The sequence below is a fragment of the Acinetobacter sp. Ac8 genome (assembly GCF_055392545.1).
The window spans coordinates 4,487,331-4,503,051 of sequence record NZ_AP043689.1 but is presented as its reverse complement, the minus strand read 5'-3'; the positions used below and the strand labels follow the sequence as shown (position 1 = coordinate 4,503,051).

Sequence of the window (15,721 nt, the reverse complement as noted above, 5' to 3'; positions counted from 1 at the left end):
ACTGAGATACGGCTTAATACACCGCATCGGCGTGATAGCTCAGTAGGTAGAGCAACGGATTGAAAATCCGTGTGTCCCCAGTTCGATCCTGGGTCTCGCCACCATATTTGAAAAACCTCAAACATTGTTTGGGGTTTTTTATCGTCTGCTTTTTATCATCAATTAAAAAATTGATACTTATCATTAGAACAGCATGCCATTTTGAATGCGTAAATTGAACCCATTGTCTTACAAAATATCTTGCCATGGACTATAAATATCGTAAGATAAACCTTTGGTAAGTGAAATAGATTGTTATAAGAACAATGAAAGATTTATTTTCATCAGGCAGCCAGCTTTATCAGCAAGCTCGACCGAGTTATCCGCAAGAAGTGGTTCAGGAAATTTTAAATCATGTTCCAGAGCGCGGTTTTGCTTGGGATTGTGGTGCGGGTTCAGGTCAATTTACTCAATTGCTTAGCCCTTATTTCGATCATGTTGTTGCAACGGATATGAGCGAAAAACAATTAAACCTTGCGCCTTATTTTGACAATGTCAGCTATCAAGTCCAGTCTGCTGAACAGACTTCATTTACAGCACAGAGTTTTGATTTGATTTCAGTGGCTCAGGCTATTCATTGGTTTGATTTTGATGGTTTTTATAAAGAAGTTGAACGCACATTAAAACCACAAGGTATTCTTGCTGTGATCGGTTATGGCTTAATTCATGTCGAAAATCCAGCCATCAATACCATGATTCAAAACTTATATGCTGAAAAACTAGATGGTTATTGGGATGCGGAGCGCCGTTATATCGATGAAGAATATAAAACCATTCCCTTTCCTTTTGATGAAATAAACGTTGCTGAGTTTAAGATGCAGTATCAGTGGTCCTCTGCACAACTGTTAAAGTATTTATCTACTTGGTCTGCAATTAAACACTATTGCGAAAGAAATCAGGATCATCCATTACTTGATCTAGCTGAAGCATTAACCAGCGAGCTTGCAGATTTGACCATCACATTCCCAGTTTTTTTAAGAGTGGGTAAAATTAAAAAATCAAAGAAAAAATGCTTTATGCACAAATAAAATAAGGATCGCATTTTATCTTTGATTACAACAGATATAGCTAACAATATACTTACTTATATATTATTTAAAAGTAAGATAAATCATGAAAGCTCCAGTTAAAATATTATCCATTGCTGTATGGCTATCGGCATTCAGTTCTACCGCTTTTGCAACGACAGGCTATTTTATGCATGGCTATGGGGTAAAAGCCCAAGGCAATGCAGGGACTTCAATCGCTCAATTTCAAGATGCATTAACGATTGCCAATAACCCAGCAGGCTTAAGCTGGATTGGTGATCGTATTGATGTCGGTGCAACCGTGTTTTCACCTGATCGTTCAGCTGAGATTACCGCGAATCAAATGCCACAAGCTTACCCCAACGCCAATGGTCGATATGATGGCAATGGACGCAAATACTTTGTACTCCCAGAGCTTGCATTCAACCATCAAATCAATGACCAAGTTGCTTTAGGTTTAGCAATATATGGGAATGGTGGAATGAATACGGGGTATAAAAATAATCCATTTGCAGCATTTGGCAACAGTGGAACAGCAGGAGTGGATTTAACCCAAGTTTTCATTACTCCAGCAGTTGCTTGGAAATATGCAGAAAATCAATCTATCGGCATTGCAACCAATATTCTCTACCAACGTTTTGAAGCACGGGGAATTGCTGGGTTTAGCGGATTTTCAGCCGATGCTTCAAATTTAAGCAATCGTGGTAAGGATTCTGCGACTGGCATTGGTGCACGTATTGGTTGGGCTGGAAAATTCTTTGATCAACGCTTAACCTTAGGCGCAAATTATTCTTCAAAAATTAATGCAGATCGCTTTGATCGATATCGTGGATTATTTGCTGAACGAGGTGACTTTGATGTTCCTGAAAGTTATGGTGTGGGTGCAGCTGTCAACATCACACCTCAATTAACAGTGGCTGCGGATATACAACGAATTAACTATTCGGATGTGAAATCGGTAGGAAATCCTTTTGATCTTGCACAATTACAACAAGGTCATGCTTTTGGTACATTACAAGGGCCAGGATTTGGCTGGAATGATATTAATATCTATAAACTGGGTGTGTCTTATCAAGCCCATCCAAAACTCACACTAAGAGCCGGTTATAGTCATAATGATCAACCGATTCCAGACAGTGAAGTGTTTTTAAATATTCTTGCTCCTGGGGTAATTCAAGACCACCTCAGCGTGGGTGCAACTTGGAATGTCGATCAACATCAAGAAATCAGTATTGCCTATACACATGCCTTGGAAGATGAAGTAAAAGGCAAAATTTCCCCTGCTTTTGGTGGGGGTGAAGCGAAACTCAAAATGAGTCAGGATATTTTAGGGCTGTCGTATGGCTATAAATTCTAAGTTTTTCTGTCAATCGCCATGAAAGCAGATGGATTCGACAGATTTTTAATCTGAAATAAGACGTTTACCCAAACACACGACTTCGATTTCTTCATAGCCGAGTTGCTCATAAAAGCTTTGTACATCAATATTATCCTTACGGATTAACAGTTGCAGTTTGGGGCAACCTAATGCAACTAAACGCTTTTCAAGTTGTTGTATCAATGCCGTTGCAACACCATTACGTTGATCATGAGGATGGACAGCAAGATAATTGACCCAGCCCCGATGCCCATCATAGCCCCCCATAACCGTAGCGATCAATTGTTCATCTTTGACCGCCAATAGAAACAATCCGTCTTTTTGTGCGACTTTACGGAAGATATCAATTTCTGGGTTGTTCCAAGGACGGGTTAAATCGCAGACTTCCCACAGTGCGATGACTTCGTCTAAATCGGTTTCCTGAAACTGTCTGATAATAAACATAGAATTTTTATCTCTTGTTTTTTAAAACAATCTTTACAGCAGATTAATATAAAAAACCGCAGTTGATAAGTTTATTTTTTAGACAATGCGTAAATACTTTTTGCTGAGTTTGTTAACTTATAAAAACGTTATAGGCTGAGAATAGTGATTTTTTATTGATTGAAAGTGTGCATAATAATGGAGGCATAATTTAAAACAAAAAAGGAACTTCACGTGAATAAACAGGAATTTGATTATATTATTATCGGTGGTGGAAGCTCAGGCTGTGTGTTGGCTGGGCGTTTATCAGAAAACCCGCAAGTTTCTGTTTGTCTGCTTGAAGCTGGGGGCTCAGGAGAGGGTTGGAAAGTAGAAGTTCCTTGTGCAGCAGTGATTAGCATTCCAACCAAGATCAATAACTGGGCCTTTGAAACTGTACCGCAAAAGGGCTTAAATGGTCGTAAAGGTTATCAGCCTCGTGGAAAATGCTTAGGTGGTTCGTCGGCAATTAATGCCATGGTGTATATCCGTGGACATCGACAAGATTATGATGATTGGGCAGCCTTAGGCAATACCGGTTGGTCATATGATGAGGTTTTGCCTTATTTTATTAAGTCTGAAAATAACCAAAGAATTAAAAATCAATATCATGGCAATGCTGGACCACTTTCAGTTATTGATTTACGCAGTGATAATCCCTTACAGCAAAAATATATCGCAGCTGCCAAAGAGCAGGGTTATCGAATTCTGGATGACTTCAATGGAGAAGAGCAGGAAGGTTTAGGCGTTTATCAAGTGACCCATATCAATGGGGAGCGTTGTAGTTCTGCGCGGGCTTATTTATTTCCACATCGAGATCGTAAAAACTTAACGGTGGAAACCCATGCACAGACTCAGCGAATCTTGATTGAAAATGGCGTGGCTGTTGGGGTGGAATACAAGCAAGGCGGTCAGCTGAAACAAATCTTTGCACGTCGAGAAGTGTTATTGAGTGCGGGAGCGATGCAGTCGCCACAGATTCTGATGCTGTCAGGTGTTGGCGACCAACAAGAACTCGCGCAACACGGCATTGAGGTAAAACAACACTTGCCTGGTGTGGGTAAAAATTTTCACGATCATCCTGATTTTATTTTTGGTTATAAAGTCAGTGAAATTCAAGGCACCTTTGGATTATCTATTCCAGGTTCAATTGATTTATTTAAACAAATTGGACGTTATCGTAAAGAACGCCGTGGTTTGTTGACTACGAATTTTGCTGAATGTGGCGGCTTTATTAAAAGTTCAAATGAGCAAAGTCTACCGAATTTACAATTACATTTTGTGATTGCACTGGTGGATAACCATGCACGAACCATGCACACAGGGCATGGTATTTCTTGTCATGTCTGCCTTTTAAATCCAGTCAGTCGTGGGTCGATTAAGATAAGTGGGCCAAGTATCGATGATCCTTTATTGATTGATCCGAATTTTTATGGTGAAGAATCTGATTTAGAAGAAATGGTTAAAGGCTTTAAACTTACTCAGAAATTAATGCAATCTGATGCTTTTAAAAGCATGATTAAAGAAGATTTATTTACAGCCACGGTAAAAACAGATGAGGACATTCGCCAAGTTTTAAGAGATCGCTCAGATACCGTTTATCACCCTGTGGGAAGTTGTAAAATGGGGGTAGACGATATGGCTGTGGTTGATCCACGGTTACGCGTTTATGGTATTCAAAACCTGCGTGTGGTCGATGCGTCAATCATGCCAAAAGTGGTGAATGGCAATACCAATGCCCCTGCAATTATGATTGCAGAGAAAGCGGTTGAGATGATTAATCAGGACCAAGCTGGTGTGGCGTTTATTGAAAAGAAAGATAAAGTGCGTGTTGCAATCTGAGTCTTTAGATATTTAAAAAATCAGTGGGTGGGCATTCAAACCCAAATAAGCCCATAAAAAAAACGCCCTGAAGGGCGTTTTTACTTTTTACATCAGATTTAAAATCTTATGCAGATTTTTTAGCTTGATCTTCTAAAGAAGCAAGCATATGGCCTGTTTCTTCAAAGTTATAGTGCCAAGAAAGTGCTTCGCGAAGAATATGCGGTGTTTGACCACCTTTTTCACATGCACGATCAAAGTAATCATTCAATGCATCACGATACATTGGGTGAGCACAGTTATTGATGACTGCACGAGCACGTTCACGAGGCGCTAAACCACGTAAGTCAGCAAGACCTTGTTCAGTCACAAGAATATCAACATCATGCTCAGCATGGTCGATATGTGAAGCAAATGGAACAACAGAAGAGATGTCGCCACCTTTTGCAATTGATTTGGTCACGAAGATTGCTAAATGTGCATTACGTGCGAAATCACCTGAACCACCGATACCATTCATCATCTTGGTACCACACACATGGGTCGAGTTGACGTTGCCGTAAATATCGAACTCAAGTGCAGTATTGATCCCGATGATGCCTAAGCGGCGAACCAATTCAGGATGGTTTGAAATCTCTTGTGGACGTAGAACCAGTTTGTCTTTGTATTGTTCTAGGTTGTTAAATACTTTTTCGCCATATTTAGCAGAAAGGGTAATTGATGAACCTGAAGCAAACTTCATTTTACCCGCATCAATCAATTCGAAAGTACAGTCTTGCAGTACTTCTGAATACATCACCAAATCTTCAAAGTTAGAATCTTTAAGACCGGTTAATACCGCATTGGCAATCGAACCGATGCCCGCTTGTAAAGGACCAAGATTCGAAGGTAAACGACCTTCTTCAACTTCTTTTTCAAAGAATGCGATTAAGTGGTTGGCAATACCTTGAGTTTCATCATCTGGTAGTGTCACTGTTGATGGAGAATCATGATATTCGTTGTTAATTACGATACCCACGATTTTTGCAGGATCAATATTAATTGCAGGTGTACCAATACGTTGATCAACATGTGTCAAAGGAATTGCTTGACGTGTTGGACGGTAAGTTGGGATATAAATATCGTGTAAGCCTTCAAAAGCAGGGCTTAAGTTGGTGTTGATTTCAACAATCACTTTTTCAGCAAAAATTGCAAAGCTTGCAGAGTTACCCACAGATGTTGTTGGAATGATGCCACCATCTTCAGTAATCGCAATCGCTTCAATCACCGCAACATCAGGTTTTTTCAACTGAAGGTTACGCATTTGCTCAACAGTTTCAGACAAATGCTGATCGATGAACATCACTTCACCGTTGTTGATGGCTTTACGTAAAGTGTTATCGACTTGGAATGGTAAACGACGCGCAAGTACACCAGCTTCAGTTAATTGTTTGTCTAGGTCATTACCTAAACTTGCACCTGTGATTAAAGTAATCTTCAACGGATTCACTTTGGCTTGTTTTACCAGCGCTAAAGGTACAGCTTTTGCTTCACCTGCACGAGTAAATCCACTCATCCCCACAGTCATCCCATCTTGGATAAAAGTTGCAGCTTGTTCTGCGCTCATGACTTTGTCATGGAGAGATGCTAAACGAATACGATCTAAAGACATGGTTTACGCTCAATTCTTGTTCAAAACTAGACGGATTGTACCGCCCTCAAACTGAATTGTGCATGCCTCTAATGCTAAGGTCTAATTTTTTCAATAAATGCAGGTATAAATTCTGATGATGGTTTTTAAGTTATTATTTATTAATAAAATAATGATGGCTGTTTGTTAAATAAACAAAGTTAAGTGTTGGTTTATTGAGCAATCACTAAAAGTGATCACTCAAACTTTGTTTGATTTTTTGAATTGGATTTGTAGGTGTCGGTTCTTCCTCAACTTTTATTGAAGTTGGTAGTGAAATGATGGCTTGTAGCCCGCCTTCAGGACGGTTGGAAATCAACAGTTCACCTTGATGAATATCGACAATTCGTTTGACGATGGCCAAACCTAAACCACTCCCTTGCACCGTACGTGCAGCATCACCACGGACAAAAGGTTGCATAAGCCCTTCAATTTGGTCTTCGGGAATTCCTTCACCATTGTCTGCTACACAGATTTTAATATGCTCATCTTCTACAAAAGCACTGAGTTCAATGGGTTCTGCACCATAGCGTTTTGAATTGTTGATGAGATTACCAATCAAACGTTTTAACGACAGTGAGCGAGCAGTAATGACGGGTAATTCTTGCGGCGTGAACTGAATATCTAAGGGTTTAAACTGAATGATCAGTTCTTGTAGCAAAGCATTGATATTGGTGTCTTGAAGCTCTTCATCTGAGCCATCACGCATATAGGAAATAAACTGGCTTAAAATGGCATCCATATCATCGACATCATAAATCAAACCTTCTTTTAAGAAGTCATCATCAGACATCATCTCTGCACTTAAACGGATCCGTGTTAGCGGTGTTCTTAAATCATGCGAGATACCTGCCAACATGATTTGGCGATCACGTTCAGTTTGTTCAAGTGTATAGATCATCTGGTTAAAAGCTTGGTTTACCTCACGGATTTCTTGTGGTCCATGATTGGTTTCCAAGTAGGGTGCTTTCCCTGTTTTACTGTAGCTATTCGCAGCATGTTGTAAGCGACGTAACGGGCGATTAAGCTGTCTGACCAGTGTCAGGATGATCGCCGCAGCAATCAGTGGAATACCCAATAACCAAGCTAAAATGAGTTCAGGACTATAGTTGGCATAGGTATTCAGAGGTTCACGGACCCAATTGCCATTCATTTCAGGGGTTTGGACCCAAATGCGCGGACTGGGTTTAAACTGGAAATAAACCGTCACATCTTTAATTTTTAATTCTTCTGCAAGCTGATTCTCAATACGATTGGTAAAGAAATCCGCAATAATTTTGTCTTTTACATTTGGGTATTCTTTGGGATCTGTAACATATTCGACCCCAACCCGTTGCTTTAACCATTCGTCAATATCGAGTTGGATCTCGTCATGGTAAATCTGCAAGCGCGGATTATTAACCATTTCCAGCTCAACCGCCAAAAAACGTGCATGCTGTTGAATTTCAGGTAAATAAAGTGTTTTCCAAAAAAACCACAATGACATAAATAGGCTAAAGAACACCACGAATACCACCAATACCGTAGTACGCATTGCTGCCGAACGCGGTTTAACTTTATCGAGGAAGCGTTCCCAAGGTGTACGTTTGCGTTCTTTGTAGCTGACAAAGTCGGTAAATTCTTGTGGGTCTATGGGTTCTAATTTCACAGGAGCATTCCAATCTGTGCGATATTGTTAATCTATGGATTTCAGTTTAAAGGATGGCAGATTTATCGCAATATTAAAAATGTTAGGTTACTCGGCTTTAACTTATTTATGGTCATAAATACTCAGATTTAAAATATTTAAACTCAACAAAATAAGAGACGCATGGCATTGAGATCACACCTTTTTTGTAGAATCGCCAAATATGCTTATATTTAAAATACCAGTGAAATCATCAGTAAAGCGTCGCTCTAGGGCAAAGCCATCAAGACTATTGTTTTGGATGAATAAATATGGATAAAAAAATACTGGTCACATGCAAAACCAAATATGTGACCAGTACTTTTGAAACTGATTCATGCTATCGAATCAAGATCTATTTATTCCGCACCATCTGGAACGAACACATAACCTACGCCCCAAACTGTTTGAATATAACGTGCACGTGCAGGGTTTTCTTCAATCAGACGACGTAAGCGAGAAACTTGAACATCGATTGAACGTTCCATAGCACCCCATTCACGACCACGTGCAAGATTCATCAGCTTGTCACGTGTTAATGGTTCACGTGGATGCTGAACTAATGCCTTCAAGACCGCAAACTCACCTGTGGTTAATGTGACCACTTGCCCTTCACGCGTCAGGGTACGTGTTGATAAATCTAAAGACCAAGGGCCGAAAGACACAACTTCTACGTTTTGACTTGGTGCACCTGGAACTTCACGAACCTGACGACGCAGTACGGCACGGATACGTGCTAATAACTCATTTGGATTAAATGGTTTTGGCAAATAATCATCCGCACCAGCTTCTAAGCCAGCAATACGGTCAGAGTCACTGCCTCGTGCGGTCAGCATAATGACAGGTGTATCTATATTTGATGAGCGTAAACGTCTACAAATACTTAAACCATCTTCTACAGGAAGCATAAAGTCTAAAACGATGAGTGAAAATAACTCACGTTGTAATAGGCGATCCATCTGCGTTGCGTCGTGGGCCGTTTTTACCACAAAGCCTTTATCTTCAAGGAAACGCTGTAAAAGGGTACGTAAACGCACATCATCATCGACCACTAAAATGCGTTCGACACGGTCAGTTTCGTTTTGTACGATATCTGTATTTTCAGCAGGTACAACCAAACTCATGATGTACTCCCTTAATGTTGTAAATTATAAATATTCGTCAATCTCAGTATACTGCCTAAGCTCTTGTTAAGACTATGTATCAAATTGCTCAAAAATACAATTTTCAGGCTGTTTTGAAACCAAAAAACAACATCTATAACGATTTGAGATGATTCTATGTTTATAAATAAAAAGATATACCATATGCAAATGAAAGTTTTATGTATTTTGACAATAAGTTTTGCTTTAAGTGCATGTATTAGCCGACTTTCCAGACCTGAAATCTTAGGACAAGTGATTGACCAATTTGACCAACCGATTGGTCAGGTCCAAGTCGGTGAAACGCAAACCGACATGCAAGGCAACTTTCGACTCAAGGAGCGACGCTATGCTGCATTTTTGCTGAAAGAAATCATGTATATGGAAGCACCACCAATATTTGTACAAGAACGTCTAAGTAAACAGGGTTATCAGCCGTGTGATTTGCAATATTTCAATTCTCATGGCGGTGGACAGCGCAAAGGTGCACAGTGGAAAGTTGGAAAAATTATTTTACAAAGCAATTTAAATACAGCAAAGCAGGATGAAATACCCGATTGCACTGTAGAAACTCAAGAAAAATGATCTTTTATCACTTTTTTCACTGCTAATTTGCAAAACAATTGTGGATTTTATGGTCTTGGTCTTTATAATCACTAACTTTTAGTCCTTATCCTTGTGGAATTAAACACGATGACTGACTTAGTTCAGCAGTTGGCAAGTGAACTTGCCGTACGTCCAAACCAAGTAGAAGCTGCCATTAAACTGATAGATGAAGGCTCTAGTGTTCCATTTATTGCACGTTACCGTAAAGAAGTAACGCAAGGCTTAGACGACATCCAATTACGCCAACTTGATACACGCCTTGTTTATCTACGTGATTTATTTGAACGCCGTGAAAAAGTAATCGAATCATTAAAAGAACAAAATAAGCTCTCTGATGACTTACTTGCTCGGGTCAATGGCGCTGAAACAAAAAATGCATTAGAAGAACTTTATGCACCGTACCGTCCAAAACGTACCAGTAAATCATTCAAAGCAAGAGAAGCCGGATTAGGGGAATTTGCTGAGAAAATTATCGCAGAGCAAATTGATCCGACTGAAGCTTTGGCTGGTTTTAGCCATGAAGAATACCCAGATGTTGAAAGCCAATTAGACGCGATTCAACACATCATCATTGATGACTGGGCACAAAATATTTCATTAACCACAGAACTTAAATCAACATTTGCCAAAACAGCGGTGTTAAAAAGTTTAGTGGCGTCTGATGAGAAAAAAGAAGTCGGTAAGAAATTCCGTGATTACTTTGATTTCTCTGAAAATTTAAATAAAGTGCCTTCGCATCGTTTATTGGCAATGCTACGTGGCCGCCAAGAAAATGTATTGGGACTTAAAGTTGATGGTGATGATCATGCACCACTTGCACGTATTGAAACTGAATACGCGCTTGAAAGTGTGCAACCACAAGCACGTCAAGATTTCTTAAAGCAAATCGCAAAGCTGTTTTGGTTAGGTAAAATTCGCCCAACGATAGAGCATTCTTTGTTGACTGAAAAGCGCCTTGCAGCTGAATCAGAAGCAATGGACGTGTTTGCAGAAAACTTACGTCATTTATTACTCTCTGCACCTGCAGGTTCACGTACAACTTTAGGTGTTGACCCTGGTATTCGTACAGGGGTGAAACTGGCGGTTGTTTCAAATTCAGGTGATGTGCTTGCACATAGCACGATTTATCCATTTGCACCCAAAGAAGATAAAGCCGGCTCGATTGCTGAACTTGCACGTCTTTGCCGTGAATTTAATGTGGATTTAATCGCGATTGGCAATGGTACTGCGAGTCGTGAAACTGAAGCTGTTGTTGCAGAAATGATGGCTGAAAATGCGGATCTTACATTAACGCGTGTTTCAGTAAGTGAAGCGGGCGCATCTGTTTACTCCGCATCAGAATTGGCTTCTGCTGAACTGCCTGAGCTTGATGTTGCGATTCGTGGCGCTGTTTCAATTGCACGTCGCTTACAAGATCCATTGGCTGAACTGGTAAAAATTGATCCTAAATCTATTGGTGTTGGTCAATATCAGCATGATGTGAATCAAACCAATTTGGCAAAAACATTGGATGCTGTGGTTGAAGACTGTGTGAATGCGGTAGGTGTAGATGTAAATACAGCCTCTCCAGCAATCTTGGGCTATATCGCAGGTTTAAATAAAGCCATTGCTCAACAAATTGTAGATTATCGTAAAGAAAATGGTCGTTTTGACAATCGTCAAGCATTGAAAAATGTACCACGTTTAGGCGAGCGTACCTTTGAGCAAGCTGCTGGTTTCTTACGTATTCAAGATGGTTCAGAACCTTTAGATGCATCATCTGTTCATCCTGAATCGTATGGTTTGGTCAACAAAATTGTTGAAGCAAAAGCGACTACAGTGAAAGATATCATTGGTAATACTGAAATTATTCGTCAAGTGAAAGCAGAAGATTTTGCGGACGACAAATTTGGTCTACCGACGATTCAAGATGTGTTAAGCGAGTTGGAAAAACCAGGTCGTGACCCCCGTCCAGAATTCCGTACAGCAAAATTCCGTGAAGATATCACTGAAGTCAGTCAATTGACTGAAGGAATGCAGCTTGAGGGTGTGATTACCAATGTGACTAACTTCGGTGCATTCGTCGATGTTGGTGTACATCAAGATGGTCTAATACATATTTCAGAACTTGCCAATGAATTTGTTTCTGATCCACATAAAGTGGTGAAACCAGGGCAAATCGTACAAGTACGTGTATTGACTGTAGATGCTGAGCGAAATCGTGTGAATTTATCGATGCGCCCAGAAGGTTCGGAAGCACCAGCTAAAGCACCACGTCAAAAGCGTGAGTTCAATAACAATGAACAACGTGGTGAGCGTAAGCCTCAGGGTAAACGTCCACAGCAAGGTCGTCCAAACCATGACAATAAAGACAAAGCACCACGTCATGACAAGAAACCACAAGCAGCTAAACCTCAAGAAAACAAAATTGGTGGTTTAGGTGCGTTGTTATTACAAGCAGGGATTAAAGGGTCTAAATAAGCCTTAATTTCTCAAAAAAAACCGCCGTAAGGCGGTTTTTTTATGGATTAGACAATTGCAGAAAGATCACAATCTTTTTTAAATGGACATGCTTCCCCAACCACAAGATTTTCAAGTAGATTTTGAATATTCTGTAATTGGAGAATTTTTTCACCAATGACACTGAGCTTGTCTTTTAAAATCATATGAAATTGTTCTGCTGGAATTTCATTAACGTTGACCAAGTCTAAAATCTGTTTAATTTCAGCCAAAGTAAAACCTAGATTTTTAGCGACTTGAATCAGTTGTAATTGCTGTAAGTCTTGTTTTGAATAATCCTTATAACCATTATTTCGTGTCAATGGGCGGATAAGATCAAGCTTTTCATAAAAACGAATGGTATCCCGACTGAGATTTAATTGCTCTGATAATTCACCGATTAACATCACTTGCTCCAAATTTTATGTATTTGCAAGAAACACTTGACTGTGGAGTGTACTCCATCCTTTAGCTTAAGTGCGAGCATATAAAGGGTGTATAAAGTGATGCAGAATAATCAAAGTGTAGAAAAAGTTGCCTTGGTGGTTGGTGCAACAGGGTTTATTGGTAAATTTCTTGTAGCGCGATTACTTCAAAGCAATGACCAAGTTTTTGCCTTGTGCCGTCGTCTCGATCAGCAAGAGCCGAGTTTGAGAATGTGGCTGGAAAAACAAGGAATAAACCATCAAAAATTATTCTGTCTACAAGGCGATGTTACCTTGCCTGATTTGGGTATTTCAGTTGAAGATTGGAAACGGCTTGCTGAGGTAAATTATTTATTTAATACCAGTGCATTATTTGCATGGAACCTTTCAATACAACAGGCAAGGGAAGTCAATGTTAAGGGCTTAATCAATTTACTTGAATGTGTGAACGAACATTGCCAATTGAAACGGGCAATTCATCTTTCTGGCTATATGTTGACACTCACTCAGCACTTACAGGATGCTGGAGTCTGTTTAGAAAATATCGAGAGTACGAATTGGAGGCAGGTGTACCAAAAACTGGGTGCTTATGAGGCTTCTAAAATTGAAGCTCATTTTGCGTGGGTGAAATGCGCTCAACAGTTGAACATTGACTGGACAGTGATTCATCCTGCAACAGTGGTAGGGGATGAAAATTCTGGTGAAATTGCAGACAACCAGCCAATTGCTCACCTGATTACCCAGCTTAAACAGGGTAAAATGACCGCAATTCCTGCAACCCCTCAGCATTATTTACCTTTGGTTTCCGTGACAATGTTGGTCAATGCGATATGCAAAGCATCACAGGATCAACTTGCAAGTCACCAAGCTATATTGATTACCAATCCCACTCAGATTTCTTTACAAGCGCTTATTCATAATGCAGCTCACAGATTAAATCTAAAAGCACCGCAATATTTCGTCTCGCTGAGCATTTTAAAAGTGATTTTAAAATGGAAGTGGCTTGCTCAAAAGCTGGATCTATCTACTGAGATGTTGAATTTCATCCGAACTGAGCAATTAAATATGGATCAGTTTTTAACATTAAATCAGAAATGGCAAATACCAGAAACCAATCTTAAACAGAGCATTGCACTGACTGCAGAATGGGTGGATCAGAATCATCAGATCTAGCAATAAATTGCCCATTTCAATAAATGGGCAATTTATGATTATCGTGTCGTATAACCACCATTGGCAAAAATAGTCTGACCTGTAATCCACCAACCCTCTGTCACTAAAAAGCGTACCAAAGGTTCAATATCTTCAATCTTGGTTAGACCACCCAGTGCAGAGGCAGATTTATGATAGGCCACCGCTTCAGGCGCTTCTTGACCATAGAAAAATGGCGTGTCCATTGGACCCGGTGCAACAGCAGTGACGGAAATACCGCGATCGCCGTACTCTTTCGATGCTGCACGTGTATAGTGCTCCACAGGTGCTTTTAAGCCTTCATAGGTTGAATACAATCCTGTATAGGCTGCTAAAAGACTGGTCACGATAGAACAAATTTTTCCACCATTGTTAAGATGTTTACCCGCAGACTGAATGAAGAAATAGGCAATTTTATTGTTAATGTCATTCATCGAATCAAACTCTTGTTCAGTTGTTTCAATCAATGGTTTTTTGAGTACTCGCCCTACGGTATTAATCGCGATATCGACACCACCAAAGATTTCTTTGGCTTTGATGAACAATGTTTCGATATTTTGAATATTGGAGAGGTCTGCTTGTATCAAGGTTGCATTAACGCCAAGTTGTTCAACGGCTTTGAGTGTTTCTTCTGCATCTCTTTGGGTTTCTAGGCTGTTGTAGTGAATAACAAGATTTGCACCTTGTTCTGCAAATTTACGTGCGATCAGACCACCTAGGTTTTTAGCGCCACCTGTAATAATCACTGTTTTGTCTTTTAAATTGTGCTGTGCCATTGTTATTTTCCAGTTTTGATAAATGATGCTGAAATTCTAAAAGCTATTTTTTATTCTAAATAGTGATTAGAATCGAATAGATTGTTTGAAAAAATTGAATAATAAATGGATAAAATTGAACGGCTAAAAATTTTTTGCTTAGTTGCAGAAAAGCATTCATTTGCCCAAGTTGCTAAAGCGCTGGATCTGCCACGTTCAACAATTACCTATGCAATACAAGGCTTAGAAAAAGAATATCAAGTATTGTTGTTTAATCGGACCACGCGAAAAGTTAACTTAACCAATGATGGGGTTCAGTTTCTTAAAGAAGTTCAACAATTGATTTTTCAGGCTGAAGGGCTGAATAAGTTTAAATTAAAAAACCGTCAATATAAGGGGCAAGTTAAAATTGGCTTACCATTAAGAATTGCAACACAATATCTTCTCCCTTATCTGCATGAATTTTATGCAAAATACCCCAATATTAAAGTCTCAATTTATAGCCACGATCATTATTCAGATTTAATTGAACAACGACTAGATTGTGTGCTTCGTGTTGGAAATGTGATGAATGAAAATCTAATTGTGAGACCCATCGCAAACGTTGATTTATATACGGTGGCTGCTCCAGAATATTTAAATACATTGGAGAACGCTCTAGAAACAGCGCCGTTAAATCAGCATATTATGATTGGTTATCAAATGAAAAATATAGATTCAGATTTTGGAAGTCTGGTATTTAAAGATAGCCAGATCAAACTTCCTTACCAACTTTCAGTTGAGGATACCGAAAGTTATTTACATGCGGGCTTGCAGGGGTTAGGAATTATTCAGATTCCAGCTTTTGATGCAATCCCGTTTATCGAGACCAAAAGATTAACTCGAATATTTGAGCAAGAAGCATGCTTAAAAATACCCATTAATTTTCTTTTTTTAGAAAGAAAATATCGACCCGTATATTTTCAATTCTTTATTGATTGGTTAGAGAATTTATTGAAACAGAAGCTTGCGAATCATACTGAGCTGTTGTCGTTTAAATCGTGAAAATTGTTGCTGAGTAA

General features: G+C 39.4%; 13 protein-coding genes and 1 tRNA gene. 8 read left to right on the top strand and 6 right to left on the bottom strand.

The genetic code is table 11. The features are described 5' to 3' along the window. Positions 1 to 28: 28 nt before the first annotated feature. The 3 genes from ACZ5QH_RS21355 to ACZ5QH_RS21345 all read left to right on the top strand — a co-directional run bounded on the left by ACZ5QH_RS21355 (position 29) and on the right by ACZ5QH_RS21345 (position 2,424). Positions 29 to 104: transfer RNA gene (locus ACZ5QH_RS21355), tRNA-Phe, on the top strand. A 201-nt stretch (positions 105 to 305) separates the two neighbouring features. Next, a complete protein-coding gene (locus tag ACZ5QH_RS21350) occupies positions 306 to 1,067 on the top strand; it encodes a class I SAM-dependent methyltransferase (RefSeq protein ID WP_303576603.1) in 762 nt (253 codons plus the stop codon). Between the two features lie 85 nt (positions 1,068 to 1,152). Next, entirely contained in the window at positions 1,153 to 2,424 is a 1,272-nt protein-coding gene (locus ACZ5QH_RS21345; RefSeq protein WP_303576604.1) for an OmpP1/FadL family transporter, read from the top strand. 45 nt (positions 2,425 to 2,469) lie between these two features. Here ACZ5QH_RS21345 and ACZ5QH_RS21340 read toward each other — a convergent pair whose 3' ends face one another. Continuing rightward, positions 2,470 to 2,889, bottom strand: coding sequence for a GNAT family acetyltransferase (locus ACZ5QH_RS21340; protein ID WP_004725355.1), 420 nt, complete (start codon positions 2,887 to 2,889; stop codon positions 2,470 to 2,472). A gap of 213 nt (positions 2,890 to 3,102) precedes the next feature. On the opposite strand from ACZ5QH_RS21340, the gene ACZ5QH_RS21335 reads away from it, so the two are divergent. After that, positions 3,103 to 4,749, top strand: a complete 1,647-nt coding sequence (locus ACZ5QH_RS21335) for a GMC family oxidoreductase (protein WP_034616844.1) — start codon at positions 3,103 to 3,105, stop codon at positions 4,747 to 4,749. A gap of 106 nt (positions 4,750 to 4,855) precedes the next feature. Here the strand turns inward: ACZ5QH_RS21335 and ACZ5QH_RS21330 are convergent, their stop codons facing one another. The 3 genes from ACZ5QH_RS21330 to ompR all read right to left on the bottom strand — a co-directional run bounded on the left by ACZ5QH_RS21330 (position 4,856) and on the right by ompR (position 9,187). Next, positions 4,856 to 6,379 (bottom strand): acetyl-CoA hydrolase/transferase family protein, encoded by a 1,524-nt coding sequence (locus ACZ5QH_RS21330; protein WP_004816606.1) that lies wholly within the window; start codon positions 6,377 to 6,379, stop codon positions 4,856 to 4,858. A gap of 205 nt (positions 6,380 to 6,584) precedes the next feature. Continuing rightward, positions 6,585 to 8,045 (bottom strand): ATP-binding protein, encoded by a 1,461-nt coding sequence (locus tag ACZ5QH_RS21325; RefSeq protein WP_239044743.1) that lies wholly within the window; start codon positions 8,043 to 8,045, stop codon positions 6,585 to 6,587. Between the two features lie 377 nt (positions 8,046 to 8,422). Then, positions 8,423 to 9,187: an osmolarity response regulator transcription factor OmpR gene (gene ompR, locus ACZ5QH_RS21320; RefSeq protein ID WP_004816610.1), complete on the bottom strand. Its 765-nt coding sequence runs from the start codon at positions 9,185 to 9,187 to the stop codon at positions 8,423 to 8,425. Between the two features lie 183 nt (positions 9,188 to 9,370). On the opposite strand from ompR, the gene ACZ5QH_RS21315 reads away from it, so the two are divergent. Both ACZ5QH_RS21315 and ACZ5QH_RS21310 read left to right on the top strand, forming a co-directional pair. Further along, the gene (locus ACZ5QH_RS21315; protein ID WP_303576605.1) at positions 9,371 to 9,790 is read left to right on the top strand and encodes a carboxypeptidase regulatory-like domain-containing protein; all 420 of its coding nucleotides are present in this window, start codon (positions 9,371 to 9,373) and stop codon (positions 9,788 to 9,790) included. 108 nt (positions 9,791 to 9,898) lie between these two features. Continuing rightward, on the top strand, positions 9,899 to 12,271 hold the full coding sequence (locus tag ACZ5QH_RS21310) for a Tex family protein (RefSeq protein ID WP_004816613.1): 2,373 nt from the start codon (positions 9,899 to 9,901) through the stop codon (positions 12,269 to 12,271). Between the two features lie 47 nt (positions 12,272 to 12,318). On the opposite strand, the gene ACZ5QH_RS21305 is transcribed toward ACZ5QH_RS21310, so the two are convergent. Then, positions 12,319 to 12,696, bottom strand: a complete 378-nt coding sequence (locus ACZ5QH_RS21305) for a MerR family transcriptional regulator (protein WP_004725368.1) — start codon at positions 12,694 to 12,696, stop codon at positions 12,319 to 12,321. 99 nt (positions 12,697 to 12,795) lie between these two features. On the opposite strand from ACZ5QH_RS21305, the gene ACZ5QH_RS21300 reads away from it, so the two are divergent. Then, a complete protein-coding gene (locus tag ACZ5QH_RS21300; RefSeq protein WP_303576667.1) occupies positions 12,796 to 13,887 on the top strand; it encodes an SDR family oxidoreductase in 1,092 nt (363 codons plus the stop codon). A 38-nt stretch (positions 13,888 to 13,925) separates the two neighbouring features. On the opposite strand, the gene ACZ5QH_RS21295 is transcribed toward ACZ5QH_RS21300, so the two are convergent. Beyond that, positions 13,926 to 14,681: an SDR family oxidoreductase gene (locus tag ACZ5QH_RS21295; RefSeq protein WP_004816617.1), complete on the bottom strand. Its 756-nt coding sequence runs from the start codon at positions 14,679 to 14,681 to the stop codon at positions 13,926 to 13,928. 105 nt (positions 14,682 to 14,786) lie between these two features. Between ACZ5QH_RS21295 and ACZ5QH_RS21290 the strand changes: the two genes are divergently transcribed. Continuing rightward, a complete protein-coding gene (locus ACZ5QH_RS21290; RefSeq protein WP_303576606.1) occupies positions 14,787 to 15,704 on the top strand; it encodes a LysR family transcriptional regulator in 918 nt (305 codons plus the stop codon). The last annotated feature ends 17 nt before the right edge of the window (positions 15,705 to 15,721 follow it).

Excerpts from the sequence above, each read along its gene's own strand:
- ACZ5QH_RS21350 (WP_303576603.1), top strand. The coding sequence starts at position 306 with ATGAAAGATTTATTTTCATCAGGCAGCCAGCTTTATCAGCAAGCTCGA.
- ACZ5QH_RS21345 (WP_303576604.1), top strand. The coding sequence starts at position 1,153 with ATGAAAGCTCCAGTTAAAATATTATCCATTGCTGTATGGCTATCGGCA.
- ACZ5QH_RS21340 (WP_004725355.1), bottom strand. The coding sequence starts at position 2,889 with ATGTTTATTATCAGACAGTTTCAGGAAACCGATTTAGACGAAGTCATC.
- ACZ5QH_RS21330 (WP_004816606.1), bottom strand. The coding sequence starts at position 6,379 with ATGTCTTTAGATCGTATTCGTTTAGCATCTCTCCATGACAAAGTCATG.
- ompR (WP_004816610.1), bottom strand. The coding sequence starts at position 9,187 with ATGAGTTTGGTTGTACCTGCTGAAAATACAGATATCGTACAAAACGAA.
- ACZ5QH_RS21315 (WP_303576605.1), top strand. The coding sequence starts at position 9,371 with ATGCAAATGAAAGTTTTATGTATTTTGACAATAAGTTTTGCTTTAAGT.
- ACZ5QH_RS21310 (WP_004816613.1), top strand. The coding sequence starts at position 9,899 with ATGACTGACTTAGTTCAGCAGTTGGCAAGTGAACTTGCCGTACGTCCA.
- ACZ5QH_RS21305 (WP_004725368.1), bottom strand. The coding sequence starts at position 12,696 with ATGTTAATCGGTGAATTATCAGAGCAATTAAATCTCAGTCGGGATACC.
- ACZ5QH_RS21300 (WP_303576667.1), top strand. The coding sequence starts at position 12,796 with ATGCAGAATAATCAAAGTGTAGAAAAAGTTGCCTTGGTGGTTGGTGCA.
- ACZ5QH_RS21295 (WP_004816617.1), bottom strand. The coding sequence starts at position 14,681 with ATGGCACAGCACAATTTAAAAGACAAAACAGTGATTATTACAGGTGGC.
- ACZ5QH_RS21290 (WP_303576606.1), top strand. The coding sequence starts at position 14,787 with ATGGATAAAATTGAACGGCTAAAAATTTTTTGCTTAGTTGCAGAAAAG.